The 16,944-nt window shown below is 60.0% G+C and carries 21 protein-coding genes and 1 pseudogene; 2 read left to right on the top strand and 20 right to left on the bottom strand.

Going from position 1 to position 16,944, the window contains the following annotated elements; genetic code table 11:
- Nucleotides 1–57: 57 nt before the first annotated feature.
- The 20 genes and pseudogenes from rpsH to rpsL all read right to left on the bottom strand — a co-directional run bounded on the left by rpsH (nucleotide 58) and on the right by rpsL (nucleotide 13,169).
- Complete coding sequence (gene rpsH / locus FTO74_RS02540) at nucleotides 58–456, bottom strand: 30S ribosomal protein S8 (protein WP_162536734.1); 399 nt, start codon at nucleotides 454–456, stop codon at nucleotides 58–60.
- 200 nt (nucleotides 457–656) lie between these two features.
- Nucleotides 657–842 (bottom strand): type Z 30S ribosomal protein S14, encoded by a 186-nt coding sequence (locus FTO74_RS02535; RefSeq protein WP_035352312.1) that lies wholly within the window; start codon nucleotides 840–842, stop codon nucleotides 657–659.
- Between the two features lie 49 nt (nucleotides 843–891).
- Nucleotides 892–1,440 (bottom strand): 50S ribosomal protein L5, encoded by a 549-nt coding sequence (rplE, locus tag FTO74_RS02530; RefSeq protein WP_162536733.1) that lies wholly within the window; start codon nucleotides 1,438–1,440, stop codon nucleotides 892–894.
- 132 nt (nucleotides 1,441–1,572) lie between these two features.
- Nucleotides 1,573–1,929: a 50S ribosomal protein L24 gene (rplX, locus tag FTO74_RS02525; RefSeq protein ID WP_162536732.1), complete on the bottom strand. Its 357-nt coding sequence runs from the start codon at nucleotides 1,927–1,929 to the stop codon at nucleotides 1,573–1,575.
- Nucleotides 1,930–2,033: 104 nt separating this feature from the next.
- Nucleotides 2,034–2,405, bottom strand: a complete 372-nt coding sequence (gene rplN, locus FTO74_RS02520) for a 50S ribosomal protein L14 (protein ID WP_162536731.1) — start codon at nucleotides 2,403–2,405, stop codon at nucleotides 2,034–2,036.
- Nucleotides 2,406–2,509: 104 nt separating this feature from the next.
- A complete protein-coding gene (rpsQ, locus tag FTO74_RS02515; protein WP_162536730.1) occupies nucleotides 2,510–2,857 on the bottom strand; it encodes a 30S ribosomal protein S17 in 348 nt (115 codons plus the stop codon).
- Nucleotides 2,858–2,859: 2 nt separating this feature from the next.
- Nucleotides 2,860–3,132: a 50S ribosomal protein L29 gene (rpmC, locus tag FTO74_RS02510; RefSeq protein WP_162536729.1), complete on the bottom strand. Its 273-nt coding sequence runs from the start codon at nucleotides 3,130–3,132 to the stop codon at nucleotides 2,860–2,862.
- Nucleotides 3,133–3,182: 50 nt separating this feature from the next.
- On the bottom strand, nucleotides 3,183–3,617 hold the full coding sequence (gene rplP / locus FTO74_RS02505) for a 50S ribosomal protein L16 (protein WP_162536728.1): 435 nt from the start codon (nucleotides 3,615–3,617) through the stop codon (nucleotides 3,183–3,185).
- 40 nt (nucleotides 3,618–3,657) lie between these two features.
- On the bottom strand, nucleotides 3,658–4,341 hold the full coding sequence (rpsC, locus tag FTO74_RS02500) for a 30S ribosomal protein S3 (RefSeq protein WP_162536727.1): 684 nt from the start codon (nucleotides 4,339–4,341) through the stop codon (nucleotides 3,658–3,660).
- A gap of 84 nt (nucleotides 4,342–4,425) precedes the next feature.
- Nucleotides 4,426–4,953, bottom strand: a complete 528-nt coding sequence (gene rplV / locus FTO74_RS02495; protein ID WP_162536726.1) for a 50S ribosomal protein L22 — start codon at nucleotides 4,951–4,953, stop codon at nucleotides 4,426–4,428.
- A 79-nt stretch (nucleotides 4,954–5,032) separates the two neighbouring features.
- Nucleotides 5,033–5,317 (bottom strand): 30S ribosomal protein S19, encoded by a 285-nt coding sequence (gene rpsS, locus FTO74_RS02490; RefSeq protein ID WP_162536725.1) that lies wholly within the window; start codon nucleotides 5,315–5,317, stop codon nucleotides 5,033–5,035.
- A gap of 139 nt (nucleotides 5,318–5,456) precedes the next feature.
- Nucleotides 5,457–6,281 carry a 50S ribosomal protein L2 gene (gene rplB / locus FTO74_RS02485; protein WP_162536724.1) on the bottom strand — a complete coding sequence of 275 codons (825 nt, stop codon included), beginning with the start codon at nucleotides 6,279–6,281 and terminating at the stop codon, nucleotides 5,457–5,459.
- A gap of 85 nt (nucleotides 6,282–6,366) precedes the next feature.
- Nucleotides 6,367–6,660: a 50S ribosomal protein L23 gene (locus tag FTO74_RS02480; RefSeq protein WP_162536723.1), complete on the bottom strand. Its 294-nt coding sequence runs from the start codon at nucleotides 6,658–6,660 to the stop codon at nucleotides 6,367–6,369.
- On the bottom strand, nucleotides 6,661–7,350 hold the full coding sequence (gene rplD, locus FTO74_RS02475; RefSeq protein ID WP_162536722.1) for a 50S ribosomal protein L4: 690 nt from the start codon (nucleotides 7,348–7,350) through the stop codon (nucleotides 6,661–6,663). It lies immediately after the preceding gene.
- Nucleotides 7,351–7,525: 175 nt separating this feature from the next.
- Nucleotides 7,526–8,254, bottom strand: coding sequence for a 50S ribosomal protein L3 (gene rplC / locus FTO74_RS02470; protein ID WP_162536721.1), 729 nt, complete (start codon nucleotides 8,252–8,254; stop codon nucleotides 7,526–7,528).
- Between the two features lie 123 nt (nucleotides 8,255–8,377).
- Entirely contained in the window at nucleotides 8,378–8,695 is a 318-nt protein-coding gene (rpsJ, locus tag FTO74_RS02465; RefSeq protein WP_013581294.1) for a 30S ribosomal protein S10, read from the bottom strand.
- Between the two features lie 90 nt (nucleotides 8,696–8,785).
- Nucleotides 8,786–9,972 (bottom strand): annotated as a pseudogene (tuf, locus tag FTO74_RS02460) (elongation factor Tu).
- Between the two features lie 60 nt (nucleotides 9,973–10,032).
- Nucleotides 10,033–12,126 carry an elongation factor G gene (fusA, locus tag FTO74_RS02455; protein ID WP_162536720.1) on the bottom strand — a complete coding sequence of 698 codons (2,094 nt, stop codon included), beginning with the start codon at nucleotides 12,124–12,126 and terminating at the stop codon, nucleotides 10,033–10,035.
- A 79-nt stretch (nucleotides 12,127–12,205) separates the two neighbouring features.
- Nucleotides 12,206–12,676: a 30S ribosomal protein S7 gene (rpsG, locus tag FTO74_RS02450; RefSeq protein WP_162536719.1), complete on the bottom strand. Its 471-nt coding sequence runs from the start codon at nucleotides 12,674–12,676 to the stop codon at nucleotides 12,206–12,208.
- Between the two features lie 109 nt (nucleotides 12,677–12,785).
- On the bottom strand, nucleotides 12,786–13,169 hold the full coding sequence (gene rpsL, locus FTO74_RS02445) for a 30S ribosomal protein S12 (protein WP_162536718.1): 384 nt from the start codon (nucleotides 13,167–13,169) through the stop codon (nucleotides 12,786–12,788).
- Between the two features lie 710 nt (nucleotides 13,170–13,879).
- On the opposite strand from rpsL, the gene FTO74_RS02440 reads away from it, so the two are divergent.
- A complete protein-coding gene (locus FTO74_RS02440) occupies nucleotides 13,880–14,479 on the top strand; it encodes an HAD family phosphatase (RefSeq protein ID WP_162536717.1) in 600 nt (199 codons plus the stop codon).
- 459 nt (nucleotides 14,480–14,938) lie between these two features.
- Nucleotides 14,939–16,942, top strand: coding sequence for a S9 family peptidase (locus tag FTO74_RS02435; protein WP_162536716.1), 2,004 nt, complete (start codon nucleotides 14,939–14,941; stop codon nucleotides 16,940–16,942).
- Nucleotides 16,943–16,944: the final 2 nt, after the last annotated feature.

The raw sequence follows: 16,944 nt of genomic DNA, 5'->3' as shown, positions 1-16,944 counted from the left end.
CATTCCACTGCAGCCGTGCTGCTAGAAAACCAAAAACTTTGCTAAGAGAATTTCTCTTTACCAGACTTCGCAGAGGATCTCGCCGCCAACGCCTTCGCGGCGAGCCTGGCGACCGGTCATGACACCCTTGGGGGTGGTCAGGATCGAGATGCCGAGACCGCCCTGTACGCGGCGAATCTCGTTCTTGCCCAGGTACACGCGGCAGCCGGGACGCGAGATGCGCTTCAGGTCGCGGATCACAGCCTCATTGTTCGGGCCGTACTTCAGGTACACGCGAATGACCTTCATGCCGTCCTCTTCGGTCGGCTTGTAGTTCGCGATGTAGCCCTCTTCCTTGAGGATACGGGCGATCTCGGCCTTCAGCTTCGAGGCGGGTACGTCAAGCTTCTGGTGGCGGGCACGCATCGAGTTGCGGATACGGGTCAAAAAATCTGCTACGGGATCGGTAAGATTCATTGCTTCTCCTGCACTCCCCGTTCGCTCGAAGTGTCTCTCCGAGAACCAGCGGGAGTGTTTGTTGCGGGTGCTGCATGGCCTCAGGAGTGAACTCCCCTTAGGACGGCATGTGGCAACAGGGTCAAAACCCAAGTCCTGAACATGACGGCCGAGGCCATAGAAAAATAAACAGAAAGCTCTTCAGCTCTCCAACATCCAGCTTACCAGCTGGACTTCACGACACCCGGAATCTCACCCTTGAGGGCGAGGCTACGGAAGCAAAGACGGCATACGCCGAACTTGCGGAGGAACGCGCGAGGACGTCCGCAGAGCTGGCAGCGGTTGTGCTGGCGGGATTTGAACTTCGGCTTCTTTGCGTCTTTTACGCGCTTTGCGGTTGTTGCCATGGTCTGCGGATCCTATCTTCTTTGATACGTGAGAGAAAACGAAAATTGATTAGGCGCCTACGCGGAAGGGCATTCCAAACGCCTTCAGCAGCGAGCGTGCACCGTTGTCGTCCGTGGCCGTCGTCACAATCGTGACGTTCATGCCCTTGATCTTGTCGACCTTCGCATAGTCGATTTCAGCGAAGATCAGCTGATCGCGCAGACCCAGCGTGTAGTTACCGCGGCCGTCGAAGCTCTTCGACGAGACGCCGCGGAAGTCACGAACGCGGGGCAGAGCAATCGAGATCAGACGATCCAGAAACTCGTACATGTTATCGCCGCGCAGGGTAACCATCGCGCCGATCGGCATTCCCTCACGCACCTTGAACTGCGCGATGGACTTCTTGGCCTTTGTGGTAACCGGCTTCTGGCCGGCGATGGCGGCAAGGTCAGCCACCAGCGGGTCCATGATCTTGACGTTCTGGGTCGCTTCGCCCAGACCCATGTTGATCACAATCTTCTCAAGCTTGGGAATCGCCATCACGTTGGTGATTCCGAGTTCCTTCTTCAGGGACTCCTTGATCTCGTTATCGTACTTCGCGCGGAAACGTGCTGCCATGATCGTTACTTCGCTTTCTCCACGGCTTCGGGGTGGTGAGATCACCGTATACCGTTTCGTGGGGTGAACCGTCTGTTAGTTTACCGGGAAATTACCCGGTTTGTCACGAAAAACCTGCTCAGAAGCGTTTAATTAACGCTTCTTGGTGGGCAGAACCGCGCCATTGGTCTTGGCGAAGCGTACCCGCGTGTCGCCTTCGACGCGCGATCCAACCCGGGTCTTGTTGCCCTCGGAGTCCACCAGCATGACATTCGAGATGTGGATGGTCGACTCCTGCTCGATGACGCCGCCCTGCGTGCGCTTGGAGGGATCGGCCTTCACGTGCTTCTTCATCATCATCACGCCCTCGACAAGCAGGCGGTTCTTCTCGGCGAGCACGCGCAGCACGCGGCCCTTCTTGCCTGCATCCTTACCGGCAATGACGACGACCTGGTCGTTCTTCTTGATCTTGAGTTTGACGCGCTGCTTGGGCTGTACACGAACTGGCATGATACTTCCTTCCTCGACGATCCATTACTGCGGGCGGAGCCGGAATCCGCCGTTTGGGAGAGTTGCGGGTTGAGAACACATAGTTCGCAACCCGCAACCCATAACTAGATGACTTCGGGCGCGAGCGAGACGATCTTCAGGAACTTCTTCTCGCGGAGCTCACGGGCGACGGGCCCGAACACACGCGTTCCGACCGGCTCCATACCGTCGTTGATGACGACGGCGGCGTTCTGGTCGAAGCGGATGTACGTGCCATCCCGGCGGCGATACTCCTTGCGCGTCCGGACGATTACGGCCTTGACGACCTTGCCCTTCTTGACGGTGCCATCGGGAGACGCTTCCTTGACGGCCGCGGTAACGACGTCGCCCAGGCCAGCCTTCTTGCCGAGACCACCGCCGAGCGGCAGGATTACCTGCAGCTTGCGTGCGCCGGAGTTATCGGCAACCTCAAGCATGGTGCGCATTTGTACGGACATGATTCAAACTCCTGGGCAGGATGCCCGGGGCTAAGCCCCTGTAAGTTACAAAACGAAAGACTACAAAATCACAAACCGGGAAAGTGGGGCTTGCGCCCCCAAAATTACTTGGTCACGGTCTTGGTCGTAACCGGCTCCGACAGCGAGGAGCGGCGAACGATCTCTTCAAGCGACCAGCGCTTCAGCTTCGACAGGGGACGTGCCTCGCGGATGCGAACCACATCGCCTACGCGGGCCGAGTTCTGCTCGTCGTGCGCGTAGAACTTCTTGTTCGACTTCATGACGCGCTTGTACTTCGGGTGCGCCTTGCGCATCTCGATCTCGACGACGATGGTCTTCTGCATCTTGGTCGAAACCACGATGCCGACCTTCTCGTTGCGACGCGTGGTGGCCGTGGTCTCGGCAGGAGTGGTCGCCGTTACTTCAGCGGTGGTAATCGTTGTCTCTGCCATGATTAAGCCTTCGCTTTCTTACGCTCGGTGCGTGTGCTCTTCGCCGGGGCGGCGTTCTTGACGATCGGATTAGCCTTCTTCTCGGCCTCAATCGTGCGCTCGCGGGCGACCGTCTTGGCGCGGGCGATATCGAGCTTCAACACGCGGAGCTTCTTGATGCCTTCCTGGTTTCCAAGGCTCTTCTGGAAACGCAGGCGGAAGAGCTGCTCGGCGGCCGAGTTCTCGGTCGTCTTCAGCTCTTCGTCACTGAGGTTGCGGATCTTTTCGAGTTCCATTGCTTCTCTTTTCTTGCCTGAACGGCATTGCAGTAGTACGGAATTTGAAGCTACTTCGCGGCGACAGTGGCCTTCACATCATGACGCTGGACGAAGCTCGTCTTCAGCGGCAGCTTGTGAGCAGCCAAGCGCATCGCTTCCTTCGCGAGCTCAGGCGTAACGCCTTCCATCTCGAAGAGAATACGGCCAGGGCGAACGACGCAGACCCAGTGATCCGGAGCGCCCTTACCCTTACCCATACGGGTTTCGGCAGGCTTCTTGGTGATCGGCTTGTCCGGGAACAGACGCAGCCAGACCTTGCCGCCGCGCTTGATGAAGCGCGTCATGGCGATACGGCTGGCCTCGATCTGGCGGTCGGTGATGTAACCGCACTCCATGACCTTCAGACCGAAATCGCCGAACGATAGATCCGAGCCGCGCCACGCCTTGCCGCACATGCGGCCGCGCTGCTGCTTGCGGAACTTGACCTTCTTTGGCATCAACATAACGGAGATCCTTTAGACAAAAGCTCTTGTTTATTTTTCTTTAGGAAGCAAACACGCCCGAAGTGGTAACGGCGCTGCCCTGATCGCGACGCTTCTTCTGCTCGTAGATATCGCCGCGGTAGACCCAGGTCTTCACGCCGATGATGCCGTACGTGGTGTGAGCCTCGGCGAAGCCGTAGTCGATATCGGCGCGCAGCGTGTGCAGCGGCAGACGACCCTGCAGATACCACTCCGAACGGGCGATCTCGTTACCGTTCAGACGGCCCGACACGCGGACCTTGATACCCTTGCAACCGAAACGCAGAGCCGAGTCAACCGACTTGCGCATCGCGCGGCGGAAGCTGACGCGCTTCTCGAGCTGGAGCGCGATATTCTCGGCGACGAGCTGAGCATCCAGCTCCGGCTTGTTCACCTCGAGGATGTCGATAAACACCTCGCGCGCCGTGCGCTTCTGGATATCGGCCTTGAGCTTGTCGATCTCGGCGCCCTTGCGGCCGATGATGATGCCCGGACGCGCGGTGCGGATAATCAGACGCAGCTTGTTGCCCGGACGCTCGACCTCGACCGAGCTTACGCCCGCGGCCTTCAGCTTCTCGCGCAGTTCAGCCTTCAGCTTTACGTCTTCGACCAGCAACTTGTCATAGCCACGCTCGACGAACCAACGCGACTTCCACGGCTTGTTGATGCCGAGGCGAAACCCATACGGATGGACTTTCTGTCCCATAGCTTCCCTTTACTCCGGCCGGCCGGTTGAGCCGGCGGGGCGTTCTTTCTGTGTTGCAAACTTTAATTTTACCGCAATCCGCAGTTACTTGGCGGCTGCCGTCTTCTTGGCGGTGGCCTTCTTTGCGGCCGGCTTCTTAGCTGCGGGAGCCTTGGTGGTCGCGGCAGCAGCCTTCTTCGGCTTGCCCGCGGCCTTCACCGGCGCGGCTTCGATCGGGACGACAGCCTCAGCGGCCTTGCCCTTCTCCGCCACCGTCACGATGATGTGGCACAGGCGGCGCTGGTACCGGAACGCCCGGCCCATCGGCGCAGGGCGAATCCGCTTCATGCGCGGGCCTTCGTTCGCCACTGCCGTACGCACGTACAGGTTGTCCACATCGACATCCAGGCCCTGCTCCTGCGAGACGTAAGAAGCGTTCTGAATCGCCGAGCGCAGAACCTTCTCAATCACCGGAGCCATACGCTTGGTGCTGAAGTGAATCGTGTTGATCGCAGCCTCGACGCGCAGACCCTTGATCGTGTCAAGGACCAGCTTCGCCTTCTGCGGACTGGTGCGCTGAAACTTGGCCTCAGCGCGGAACTCTCGAACTTTTGCTACTGCTTGCTTCGCCATGATGGGCTTCCTTCAAAATCGTGTGCCGTACGCGGACGGCCTGAACATCGAATCAATCGAAACTGCGGACAACTGCCGTTTAGCGGGGCTTCGCAGAGCTTTCGGTCTTGGCGGAGTGGCCCTTGAACGTGCGGGTCGCCGAGAACTCACCGAGCTTGTGGCCGACCATGTTCTCGGTCACATACACCGGAATGAACTTGCGGCCGTTGTGCACGGCGATCGTGTGGCCGACGAAGTCGGGGAAGATGGTCGAGCGGCGAGACCAGGTGCGAACGACCTTCTTGTCGTTCGTCTGGTTCATGGCCGTGACCTTATCCATCAGGTGGCCGTCGATGAAGGGGCCTTTCTTTGCGGAACGTGACATGCTTGACTCCAGTTACTACGGGGCTGAATACGACGAATCTCTCAGGTGCGAGACTTGGTGAAGAAAAAGCTTCTCAGCAAAGTGCCTTACGAAATCCAGCAAATTGCTGAGAGCTTTCACGGAGTGGCTAGTCTTACGGTTACTTGCTCCGGCGGTTGACGATAAATACGTCCGTCCGCTTGTTGTTGCGAGTCTTGTATCCACGAGTCGGCTGACCCCACGGCGTCACCGGGTGACGTCCGCCCGAGGTCTTACCTTCTCCTCCACCGTGCGGGTGATCGACAGGGTTCATCGAGACTCCACGGTTGGCAGGACGGATTCCCTTCCAGCGGTTGCGGCCTGCCTTACCGATCGTCACATTCTCGTGATCGGTGTTGCCCACCTGGCCGATGGTCGCCATGCACTCGACCTGGACCCGACGGGTCTCACCCGAAGGCAGCTTCAGCAGCGCGTACTCGCCTTCCTTGGCGATCAGGTTGACCTGCGCGCCGGCCGAGCGGGCCATCTGCGCGCCCTTGCCCGGACGCAGCTCGATGTTGTGCACGATCGTACCGGTGGGGATGAACTTGAGCGGCAGAGCGTTGCCGACGAGAATATCCGCATCCGGGCCCGACATGATCTTCTGCCCGACCTTCAGGCCGATCGGCTGGATGATGTAGCGCTTCTCGCCGTCCGCATAGTGGACGAGCGCAATGCGCGAGCTACGGTTCGGATCGTACTCGATCGTCGCGACGGTCGCGGGAATCCCGAACTTGTCGCGCTTGAAGTCGATCAAGCGCAGCTTCTGCTTGTGACCGCCGCCCTGGTGGCGAATGGTCATCTTACCCGAGCTGTTACGTCCGCCCGTGCGCTGCTTCACAGAGAGAAGCGGCTTGTAAGGCTCGTTCGTCGTAATGTCGTCGTTGACGAGCTTCGTCTGGAAGCGGAGCGTCGGTGTAATCGGGCGGAATGATTTAATCGGCATCGTCTTGTTCCTTGCCTGCCCGGCGATAGTTTGTTCCGCCGGGCGTGCTGCTTCAATTTCGTTAAGAGCTTCAGTAAAAGCCGTACTAGATGCTGTTCAGGTACTCAGGCATCTTCTCGCCCGCCTTCAGGCGAACATAGGCCTTCTTCCAGTCGGGGCGGTAGCCGGCGAACTTGCCGCGGCGGCGCTCCTTGCCTTCGACGATCGCGGTGCGAACACCCTCGACCTTGACCTTGAACAGGGTCTCGACGGCCTGCTTCACTTCAGTCTTGGTGGCCTTCTCGGCGACCTCGAAGACCAAGGTGTTCTCGGTCTCCTTGATGGTCATGCCCTTCTCGGTGATGAGAGGCCGGCGGATAACGGTATAAAGGGTAGGCATTTATGCAACCTCCTTGGTCGCTTCAGCAGCGTGTGCCGCGTGCTGACGCTTCGAAACAGCCTTCTTCAGCGTCTCCTGGATCGCTTCCATCGCGTCCTTCGAGAAGATGGCGTGCTCGTAGCGGAGCAGGTCGTAGGGGTGAACCTCAGAGGAGAGGACCAGCTCGACGCCCTGCAGGTTGCGGGATCCGAGATACAGCTTCTCTTCGAGCCTGCGGCTCGACTCGACCAGCAGAGTGGTCTTACCGGCCTCGAGCTTATTGAGCGCCTGACGGTAGAGCTTGGTCTTACCCTCAGCCAGCTCGAACGTGTCGACGATCGTGAACTTGCCATCGGCGATCTTCGCCGAGATAGCCGAACGCAGCGCGCCCATCAGCTTCTTCTTGGGGAACTGGTACTCGTAGCTGCGGGGCTGAGGTCCGTGGACCGTACCGCCTCCACGCCAGAGCGGGGTGCGGATCGAGCCGACGCGCGCGCGGCCCGTGCCCTTCTGCTTCCAGAGCTTCTTGCCTGCGCCCGAGACGTTCTTACGCGTCTTCGTCGCGGCCGTACCCTGGCGCAGCGAAGCGCGGTAGTGCTTGACCGCCTCCCAGAGGAGCGCGTCGTTGATCTCCGCGGAGAAGACCTCATCGAGGAGTTCGAACTCCCCGACCTTGGTCCCACCGAGATTCACTACATTGATGTTTGCCATTTCGTCCTTCTTGCCTGGCATCTGTGCGCCAGGCCCTAACCTTGTTTGTCCGCCAAACCCGCGGCTGGGTCGTTCTCAATCCAAGAACTTGATAACCGGGAAGCCCGTAAAATCACGAACTTCTAATTTTACCTTTTATTTACTGCATCCCGGTTATTTATTTCTTTCTGCCTGCTTACTTCTTCTTGCTGGGAGCAGCCTTCTTCGAAGCCTTCAGAGCGTCCTTCGTAGCGGCACCGGCAAATCCACGACGCTCACGCGGCGGGTTCTTTGCCTTCGAAACCAGAACGAAGCCATCGCGGTGTCCGGGCACAGCGCCCTCGACCAGGATGAGGTTCTCTTCCACATCAATTCCGCGAATCCGCAGGTTGCGCACCGTGATCTGCGCCGCGCCCATGTGACCAGGCATACGCTGACCAGGGAATACACGCGAGGGGAACGACGAAGCGCCGATCGAACCCTGCACCTGGAACATGTGACCGTGCGACTTGGGGCCGCCGCCGAAGCCGTGGCGACGAATGACGCCGGCAAAGCCGCGTCCCTTCGAGGTGCCGATGATATCGACAAAACGCTCATCCTCGAAGATGTCGACCAGCACGCGATCGCCAGCCTTGACGCCCTCTTCCTCGCCGCTCACCTTCTCGATGGCAACTTCCTTGATGACCTTGACCGGGGGAACGTTCGCCTTCGCGAAGTGACCGTTCATCGCCTTGGTGACCTTCGACGCCTTGATGAAGTCGACGTAGCCGATCTGGGCGGCCTCATAGCCGTCCTTCGCCAGCGTCTTCAGCTGCGTGATAACACAAGGGCCAGCCTTGATGACGGTGATCGGGTGAACATCACCGCGCTCATCGAAGATCTGGGTCATGCCGATTTTCTTACCGAGAATCCCAACTACTGACATATCTGTTTCCTTTCCTCATCAAGCCCGTCTGGGCTCTGCCGGTCCTGCTATCGAAAAATAAGTAATGGCTTTTGTGTCTTACTTTTTTAGTAACGACTTTTATGCCTTACTTCTTTTATGTAACTACTTCTGTACAGTCTTGATCTCAACGTCAACACCCGCGGGCAGATCGAGCTTCATCAGCGCGTCCACGGTCTGCTGGGTCGGCTCAAGGATGTCGATCAGACGCTTGTGCGTGCGGATCTCGAAGGCCTCGCGCGACTTCTTGTCGACGTGGGGCGAGCGCAGAACGCAGTACTTGTTCTTCATCGTCGGCAGCGGAATCGGACCGGCAACCTGGGCTCCGGTACGCTTGGCGGTCTCGACGATCTCGCCGGTGGATGTGTCGAGGACGCGGTAGTCATACGCCTTCAAACGGATTCGAATTCTCTGTCCAGCCATGTCACTTCTCTTTTCGTCTTACAAAGATCGTTTGGAGTAGCTGCCGGCGATGAACTTCTGCACCAACCGGCAGCCCTCGTTTATCGGGAACTACTTGATGATTTCCGAGATGGTACCTGCACCGACGGTGCGACCGCCCTCGCGGATAGCGAAGCGGAGGCCCTTCTCCATCGCGACCGGCGTGTGCAGCGAGATCTCGAGCTGGATGTTGTCACCCGGCATACACATCTCGGTGCCCGCAGGAAGCTTCGCCGAACCCGTCACGTCCGTCGTCCGGAAGTAGAACTGCGGACGGTAGCCGTTGAAGAACGGAGTGTGACGTCCGCCCTCTTCCTTGCTCAGAACGTAGACCTCGCCCTTGAACTCGGTGTGCGGCTTGATCGAACCCGGCTTCGCCAGGACCATCCCGCGCTCCACCGCTTCCTTCGCGATACCGCGCAGCAGAAGACCCGCGTTGTCGCCCGCAAGACCCTCATCGAGCTGCTTCTTGAACATCTCGACGCCGGTGCAGACCGTAGCCTGCGTGTCGCCGAAGCCCACGATCTCGCAAGCCTCGCCAACCTTCACCTTGCCGCGCTCGATACGGCCCGTCACCACGGTGCCGCGGCCCGAGATCGAGAAGATATCCTCGATAGGCATCAGGAACGGCAGATCCACGGCGCGCTCAGGCTGCGGAACGTACTTGTCCACCGCCTCCATCAGCTCGTCGATCTTGGCCTCCCACTGCGCCTCGCCGTTCAGCGCGCCAGGGCGGAGCCGCGGATGATCGGGGTGTCGTCGCCGGGGTAGTCGTACTTCGACAGAAGCTCACGAACCTCCATCTCGACCAGCTCGATCAGCTCTTCGTCCTCAACAGCATCGCACTTGTTCAGGAACACCACGATGTACGGAACGCCGACCTGGCGCGCCAGCAGAACGTGCTCCTTGGTCTGGGGCATCGGGCCGTCGGTCGCAGCGACCACCAGGATCGCGCCGTCCATCTGCGCCGCTCCGGTAATCATGTTCTTGATGTAGTCCGCGTGGCCCGGGCAGTCGACGTGCGCGTAGTGGCGGTTCGGCGTCTCGTACTCCACGTGCGAGGTCGCGATCGTGATACCGCGCTCGCGCTCTTCGGGAGCGTTGTCGATCGTGTCGAACGAGCGGAACTTGTTCGAAGGGTTGTGCTTCGACAGAACCTTCGTGATCGCAGCAGTCAGCGTCGTCTTGCCGTGGTCGATGTGACCAATCGTTCCAATGTTTACGTGCGGCTTTGAACGGTCAAACTTTTCCTTACCCATAATGCTCTCCGTATCTCCGACTTCAGTTATGAAGCAAACCTGTATGTGTAACCGCTATGGTTACTTGACTTCCTTACCCTGAACCTTGGCGATAATCTCTTCGGACACCGACCGCGGCGCTTCTTCATACTGCTTGAACTGCATGCTGTAGTTGGCACGGCCCTGCGTGGCTCCGCGCATGTGCGTGGCGTATCCGAACATCGTCGACAGCGGCACACTGGCGCGAATCGCCTGCGTGTTGCCCACCATCTCCATACCTTCAATGCGTCCGCGACGGCTGTTCAGGTCTCCGATGATCGTACCCATATAATCCTCGGGCACCGTCACCTCGACCGCCATCACCGGCTCGAGCAGCACAGGCTTCGCCTTGCGCGCGGCTTCCTTGAACGCCATCGAACCGGCGATCTTGAACGCCATTTCGTTCGAGTCCACGTCGTGGTAGCTGCCGTCGTACAGCGACACCTTGATATCGACCATCTCGTACCCGGCCAGAATTCCGCCCTGCATGGCCTCCTGGATACCCTGGTCGATCGGCTTGATGTACTCCTTCGGCACCGTACCGCCCTTGGTGTCGTTGGTGAACTCGTAGCCCTTGCCCGGCTCGTTCGGCTCAATCCGGATCTTCGCGTGGCCGTAGTTACCCGAACCACCCGTCTGCCGGATGTACTTGCCCTCAGCCTCCGCATTGCCACGAATCGTCTCGCGGTAGTTCACCTGCGGCTTACCAACATTGGCCTCGACCTTGTACTCGCGCATCATGCGGTCGACGATGATCTCAAGGTGCAGCTCGCCCATTCCGGCGATGATCGTCTGGCCCGAATCAACGTCCGTACGCACGTTGAAGGTGGGATCTTCCTGCGCCAGCTTGGCCAGCGCCATACCCATCTTCTCCTGGTCGGCCTTGGTCTTCGGCTCCACCGCAACCTCGATAACCGGCTTCGGGAAGTCGATCGACTCGAGCACAACCGGCGACTTGTCGGTGCAGATCGTGTCGCCCGTGATGAGGTTCTTCAGTCCAACGGCGGCGCAGATATCGCCCGCCAGAACCTCGGTAATCTCTTCACGCTTGTTCGCGTGCATCTTCAGCAGGCGGCCGATACGCTCGGTCTTACCGGTACGCGGGTTCAGAACCGAATCGCCCGTCTTCAGCACGCCCGAGTACACACGGATGAAGATCAACTGGCCAACGAACGGGTCAGTCATGATCTTGAATCCGAGCGCCGACAGAGGCTCGCTATCATCCGGCTTGCGGACGATCTCCTCTTCCATATTGTCGGGGTTGTGCCCGATCATGGGAGGAATATCCAGCGGGCTGGGCAGGTAGTCCACCACCGCATCGAGCAGCGTCTGCACGCCCTTATTCTTGAACGACGAGCCGCAGAGCACCGGGAAGATGTTCATCGCGATGGTGGCCTTGCGGATGCCAGCCTTGAGCTGTGCAACCGTCGGCTCCTGACCCTCGAGGTACAGGTTCATGATCTCGTCATCCGAGTCCGCAACCGCCTCGATCAGAGCTGCGCGAGCGATCTTGGCCGTCTCGAGCAGGGTCGCCGGAATCTCTTCCACCGAGTACTCCGCGCCCATCGTCTCGTCGTGCCACAGGATCGCCTTCATGATGACCAGGTCGACCACACCGGCAAACTTCGCCTCGGCGCCGATCTGAATGTTGATCGGCACCGCACGCGCGCCCAGACGATCCACAATTGTCGAAGTCGCATACACCGCATCGGCACCGGCCTTGTCCATCTTGTTAATGAAGCAGACCCGAGGCACCTTGTACTTGTCAGCCTGACGCCACACGGTCTCAGACTGGGGCTGCACACCGGCAACCGCATCGAAGCAGGCAACCGCACCGTCGAGCACGCGCAGCGAACGCTCGACTTCAGCGGTGAAGTCCACGTGGCCCGGCGTGTCGATGATGTTGATCCGGATGTCCTTCCAGGTGCAGGTCGTCGCGGCCGACGTAATCGTAATTCCGCGCTCCTGCTCCTGCTCCATCCAGTCCATGGTTGCAGTTCCCTCGTGCACCTCTCCGATACGGTGCGTGATGCCCGTATAGAAGAGGATGCGCTCGGTCGTCGTTGTCTTACCGGCGTCGATGTGCGCCATGATCCCGATATTCCGGCAACGATTGAGAGGTATAGTGCGTGCCACGGTTATCTCTTATCTGCAGGCTAAGCCTGCGGTTAGAACCCAAAATCTAAAAGCAACAGACTTTCAGCGAAGCCCTGCTTTACCAGCGATAGTGCGCGAACGCCTTGTTAGCCTCAGCCATGCGATGAACGTCTTCCTTCTTCTTCATCGCGGCTCCACGGCCATTGGCGGCATCCAGCAGCTCGGCGGTCAACTTGTCGACCATGCCCTTCTCGCCACGCGCGCGGCCATACGTCACCAGCCAGCGGATCGCGAGCGAGGTACGACGCTCCGGCAGCACTTCGATCGGCACCTGGTAGTTCGCGCCGCCCACACGCCGGCTCTTTACCTCGAGCAGCGGCTTGCAGTTCTCAATCGCCTTCTTGAACAGCTTCAGGGCCTCGTCGCCACCCTTCTGCTCCAGGTTCGTCATCGCGGTATAGAAGATGCCCTGCGCGGTCGACTTCTTGCCGCCCCACATCATCGAGTTCACGAACTTCGTTACCAGCGTCGAACCATAAACGGGGTCAGGGCTGACCTCACGCTTCGCGATATAACCTTTTCTCGGCATTGCTCTTCTCTTCTTCCTTCAGGGCCGTTGACTTCTCAAGACCTGAACTTGTTTTGCAGCTCGTACACACATACAAGCGGCCGAATCGCTTCGGCCGCTCGCAAAAAATTTACTTAGCCTGCGCCTTCGGACGCTTAGCGCCGTACTTGGAACGGCTCTGCATCCGCTTGGCCACGCCGACCGAGTCGAGCGTACCGCGCACAACGTGGTAACGCACACCCGGCAGGTCCTTCACACGGCCGCCGCGGATGAGCACAATCGAGTGCTCCTGCAGGTTGTGGCCGATGCCCGGAATGTAGGTCGTCACTTCGATCCCGTTCGTCAGGCGAACGCGCGCAACCTTGCGGAGCGCCGAGTTCGGCTTCTTGGGGGTCTGGGTGTAGACGCGGGTGCAGACGCCGCGACGCTGAGGCGAGCCCTGCAGCGCGGGGCTGGCAGTCTTGTAACGGGTGGGCGTGCGGCCCTGCTTGACGAGCTGATGGAACGTAGGCACTCAAAGCTCCTTGTATTGCGGTACAGATATTGCGGTACAGCAAATGTTGCACACTGCGACTTCAGGGAGTGCGCGCTCAACCTCTCGCGCACAGAGACATCTAAACTTGTCGCGTACATCCCGGGTCCGCCGCGATTTCGACTCCCTTACGCATAACGCGCAAAAAAGTGAGGACGCTCAAAGCGCCTCTCGCAAGGATTGTTCCCAAGCTGTACGTCTGGTACTACATTCAGACGAAATACAGTCGACGGTGACCGAGCGCCCCTTTGGGCCTTTGAAGATCGCTCTCAAAGACTAGCCGGAGGGCCGATTCCGTTTCGCTGTTCCGGCCCGCATAGCCCATCCAAGGTGGAGGGTGGCGCAGACACGATGGCGAAGGGCCGCATAAAACAGGCTTTTCCGAGAGTAAATCCAGACAAACGGAAGGCCATGCGGTAAAACTCTTGCCTACCAGTGTAGCGCAGAATGACTTGCTCTTGCTGCGCTGCACACCCGTAGGGATTGCAACCTTCTTACGATACCAAGGGTTTTCCTCAGGGTCAAGGATTCCGAGCTTTTTTTCTGGAGTTTTCCCTGAAAAAACGCCCTTCCAGCCCTGTCCCCCTTGCCAGCCCCCGCCCACCCATGCGTTAGCCTAAAGAGACTGCTTCCTCACTTTGTAACAAACACCGCATAACCTCAGTCAATCAACGAAAAAGGACCCTCTCACTATGAAGCTCTCCCTTCCCGACGGCCCCTTCAAAGCCTATCTCTTCGACTGCGACGGCACCATCGTCGACTCCATGCCGCTGCACTGGATCGCCTGGAACAAGGCCCTCGCCGAGTGGAGCTGCGAGTTCCCCGAAGACCTCTTCTACGCCTGGGGCGGGATGCCGGTAGCCGAGATCATCTCCACGCTCAACCAGAAGCACGGCCTCTCCATGCCGGTCGCTGAGGTCGCCCAGCGCAAGGAGGAGCACTACTTCGAGGTCCTGCCGCAACTCCAGGCCGTCCCCGAGGTACTCGAGCACATCCACCTCACCCACGGCAAGATCCCCTTCGCCGTAGTCTCAGGCAGCACCCGCGACTCGGTCGTCGCCTCACTCGAGACCCTCGGCATCCTCGACCGCTTCGAAACCCTGGTCTGTGCGGGCGACTACAAGCGCGGCAAACCTGATCCCGAACCATTCCTGCTGGCCGCCGAGCGCCTCGGCATCGCCCCCAAGGACTGCCTCGTCTTCGAAGACACCGACATGGGCATCGAGTCCGCCACCCGCGCAGGCATGTCCTCGGTCAAGGTCCTCCAACCCTGGGAACGCCCCAAAGACTAAGCACCACCAATCCGGGAGGGCTACGGCCTGCTCTTGCTGTTGCCTGTTTTCTTGGTTGTCATTCAGGTTTCTTGGTTGTCATTCAGGAGCGAAGCGGAGGAATCTGCTTCTGTTTTTGCCGTTGCTTCTGGGGTAGGTCCGGGCTTTAGCCCGGACATTAAAACCTGCCCCAGACGCGGGCTTCAGCCCCCGAGGTATGCTTTCTTCAACCCAGCCCAGACCATTAAGGGCACGGCTTCAGCCGTGCCATCTGAGCACGCCGATAAACCGGCTTTAGCCGCTGAGGAACTCTTTCTGTAAAAGATGCAAAGACTGTCCTGCCGGACGGTCCTCCTGCGCGGAGAGCGGGCGTTCACACGTCTTTTTACTGCGTCGCTCGGTCCTCCCGCTGGTCGGGATCAAAATCCTTCCCCCTCAAAAGACCCCTCCGCCCACGCTGCAAGGTGATACGTTCAAAAAATGACCTCGCGTGCCCTCACCCTCCTCTGTTCCCTCCTCCTCACCGGAACATCCATCGCCCAAAGCGGCAATCCCGCCCCCATGCCGCCGCTCGCCCACCACGACCCGCGCCTCACCGCCCTTCTGGCCCAGGCAGGCCGCACCAAAACCCCATCCGCAGTAGCCCTCTCGCCCGACGGCACCACCCTCGCCTGGACCCTACGCGGCTCTCTCCGCCTGACGGACCTGGCCCAGCCCAAGCAGGAAAAAACCATCACCCCATCCAGCGCCGCCGAGTGCGCCAACTCCGCCCCCGTCTGGTCCCCCGACTCCCAGACCCTGGCCTTCACCTCCAACTGCCTGCCTGAAAAAGAAAAAGAGCAGCCCCAGCTCTTCCTCTACACCCGCGCCACGGGAGCCATCCGCCAGCTCACGCACCTCACCGGCATCTTTCAGCAGGCAGCCTTCACCCCCGACGGCAAATCCCTAGCCTTCCTCTTCGTAGAAAACGCCACCCGCTCCGCCGGAGCCCTCGCCCCCATGAAACCCTGGTCCGGCGTCATCGGCGAAGACGGCGTCGAGATCCAGCGCGTCTACTCGGTCTCGCTCGCCGACGGCAAAGGCCAGTTCCTCACCCCCGCCAGCCTCCATGTCTACGAGTTCGACCACGCGCCTGACTCGAAGAGCCTGACCTTCATCGCCGCCAACCCGCCCGGCGAAAACACCTGGTGGATCGCCAAGCTCTACAGCATCGCCCCCGGCGCGCAGCCCACCGTAGTCTTCGACCCCAACACCACCTCCACGGCCCTCCACGGCCTCCAGATCGCAGTCCCCCGCTTCTCCCCCGACGGCAAGAACATCGCCTTCATCGGCGGCCTCATGTCCGATCAGGGCTCCACCGGCGGCGACATCTGGGTAGTCCCCGCCACCGGCGGCGACCCCACCGACATCACCCCCGACATCGACGGCACCCCCACCTACCTCGTCTGGCAGAACAGCCACACCATCGGCTTCGCCGAAGACCGCAGCGGCCACTCCCTCCTCTCCGCCTACAACACCGACTCCCACACCGAAGAGGGCTCCATCGACCTCGGCGAAGCCAACATCACCGGCGGCCCCATCAAGATGGCCGTCTCCGTCTCCCGCACCGGCACCCTGGCCTTCGTCCGCTCCAGCCACGCCACGCCGCCCGAGATCTGGGCCGGCGACCCGCAATCTCTTCACCAGATCACCCACCTCAACGACGGTCTCAAGCCCCAGGCCCGCGTCGAATCCATCGAGTGGCAGAACGAGGGCTTCCACGTCCAGGGCTGGCTCACCTACCCGGCTGACTACGACTCCCACAAAAAATACCCTCTCATCGTCACCGTCCACGGAGGCCCGTCCGCCTCGGCCAGCGCCCGCTGGGACGGCTCCACCTGGTCGCAGCTCGGCTACTTCGAGTTCCAGCCCAACCCTCGCGGCAGCTTCGGCCAGGGCGAAAAGTTCACCGCCGCCAACCGCAAGGACTTCGGCTACGGCGACCTCAGCGACATCCTCAAGGGCATGGACGCGGTCGAGCAGAAGGTCTCCATCGACCCTGAGCGCGAAGCCCTCAACGGCTGGAGCTACGGCGGGTTTATGACCATGTTCGGCGTCACCCAGACCCACCGCTTCCACGCCGCTGTCGCCGGGGCAGGCATCTCCAACTGGAAGAGCTACTACGGCCAGAACTCCATCGACCAGTGGATGACGCCGTTCTTCGGCGCCAGCGTCTACGACGATCCCGCCGTCTACGCCAAGTCCTCGGCCATCGAGTTCATCAAGCGCGTCACCACCCCGACGCTGGTCCTGGTCGGCGACCGTGACGGCGAGTGCCCGGCTCCGCAGTCGTTCGAGTTCTGGCACGCCCTCCGCGCCCAGGGCGTCAAGACGCAGCTTGTCATCTACCCCAACGAGGGCCACGGCTTCCGCGACCCCGACCACATCCGCGACCGCATCGAGCGCGAGTTGGCCTGGTTCGAATCCCAGATGCCCGCAAAATAAAC

The sequence above is a fragment of the Granulicella sp. WH15 genome (assembly GCF_009914315.1).
Classification (GTDB): domain Bacteria; phylum Acidobacteriota; class Terriglobia; order Terriglobales; family Acidobacteriaceae; genus Edaphobacter.
This window is presented reverse-complemented; position numbering and strand designations above follow the sequence as displayed.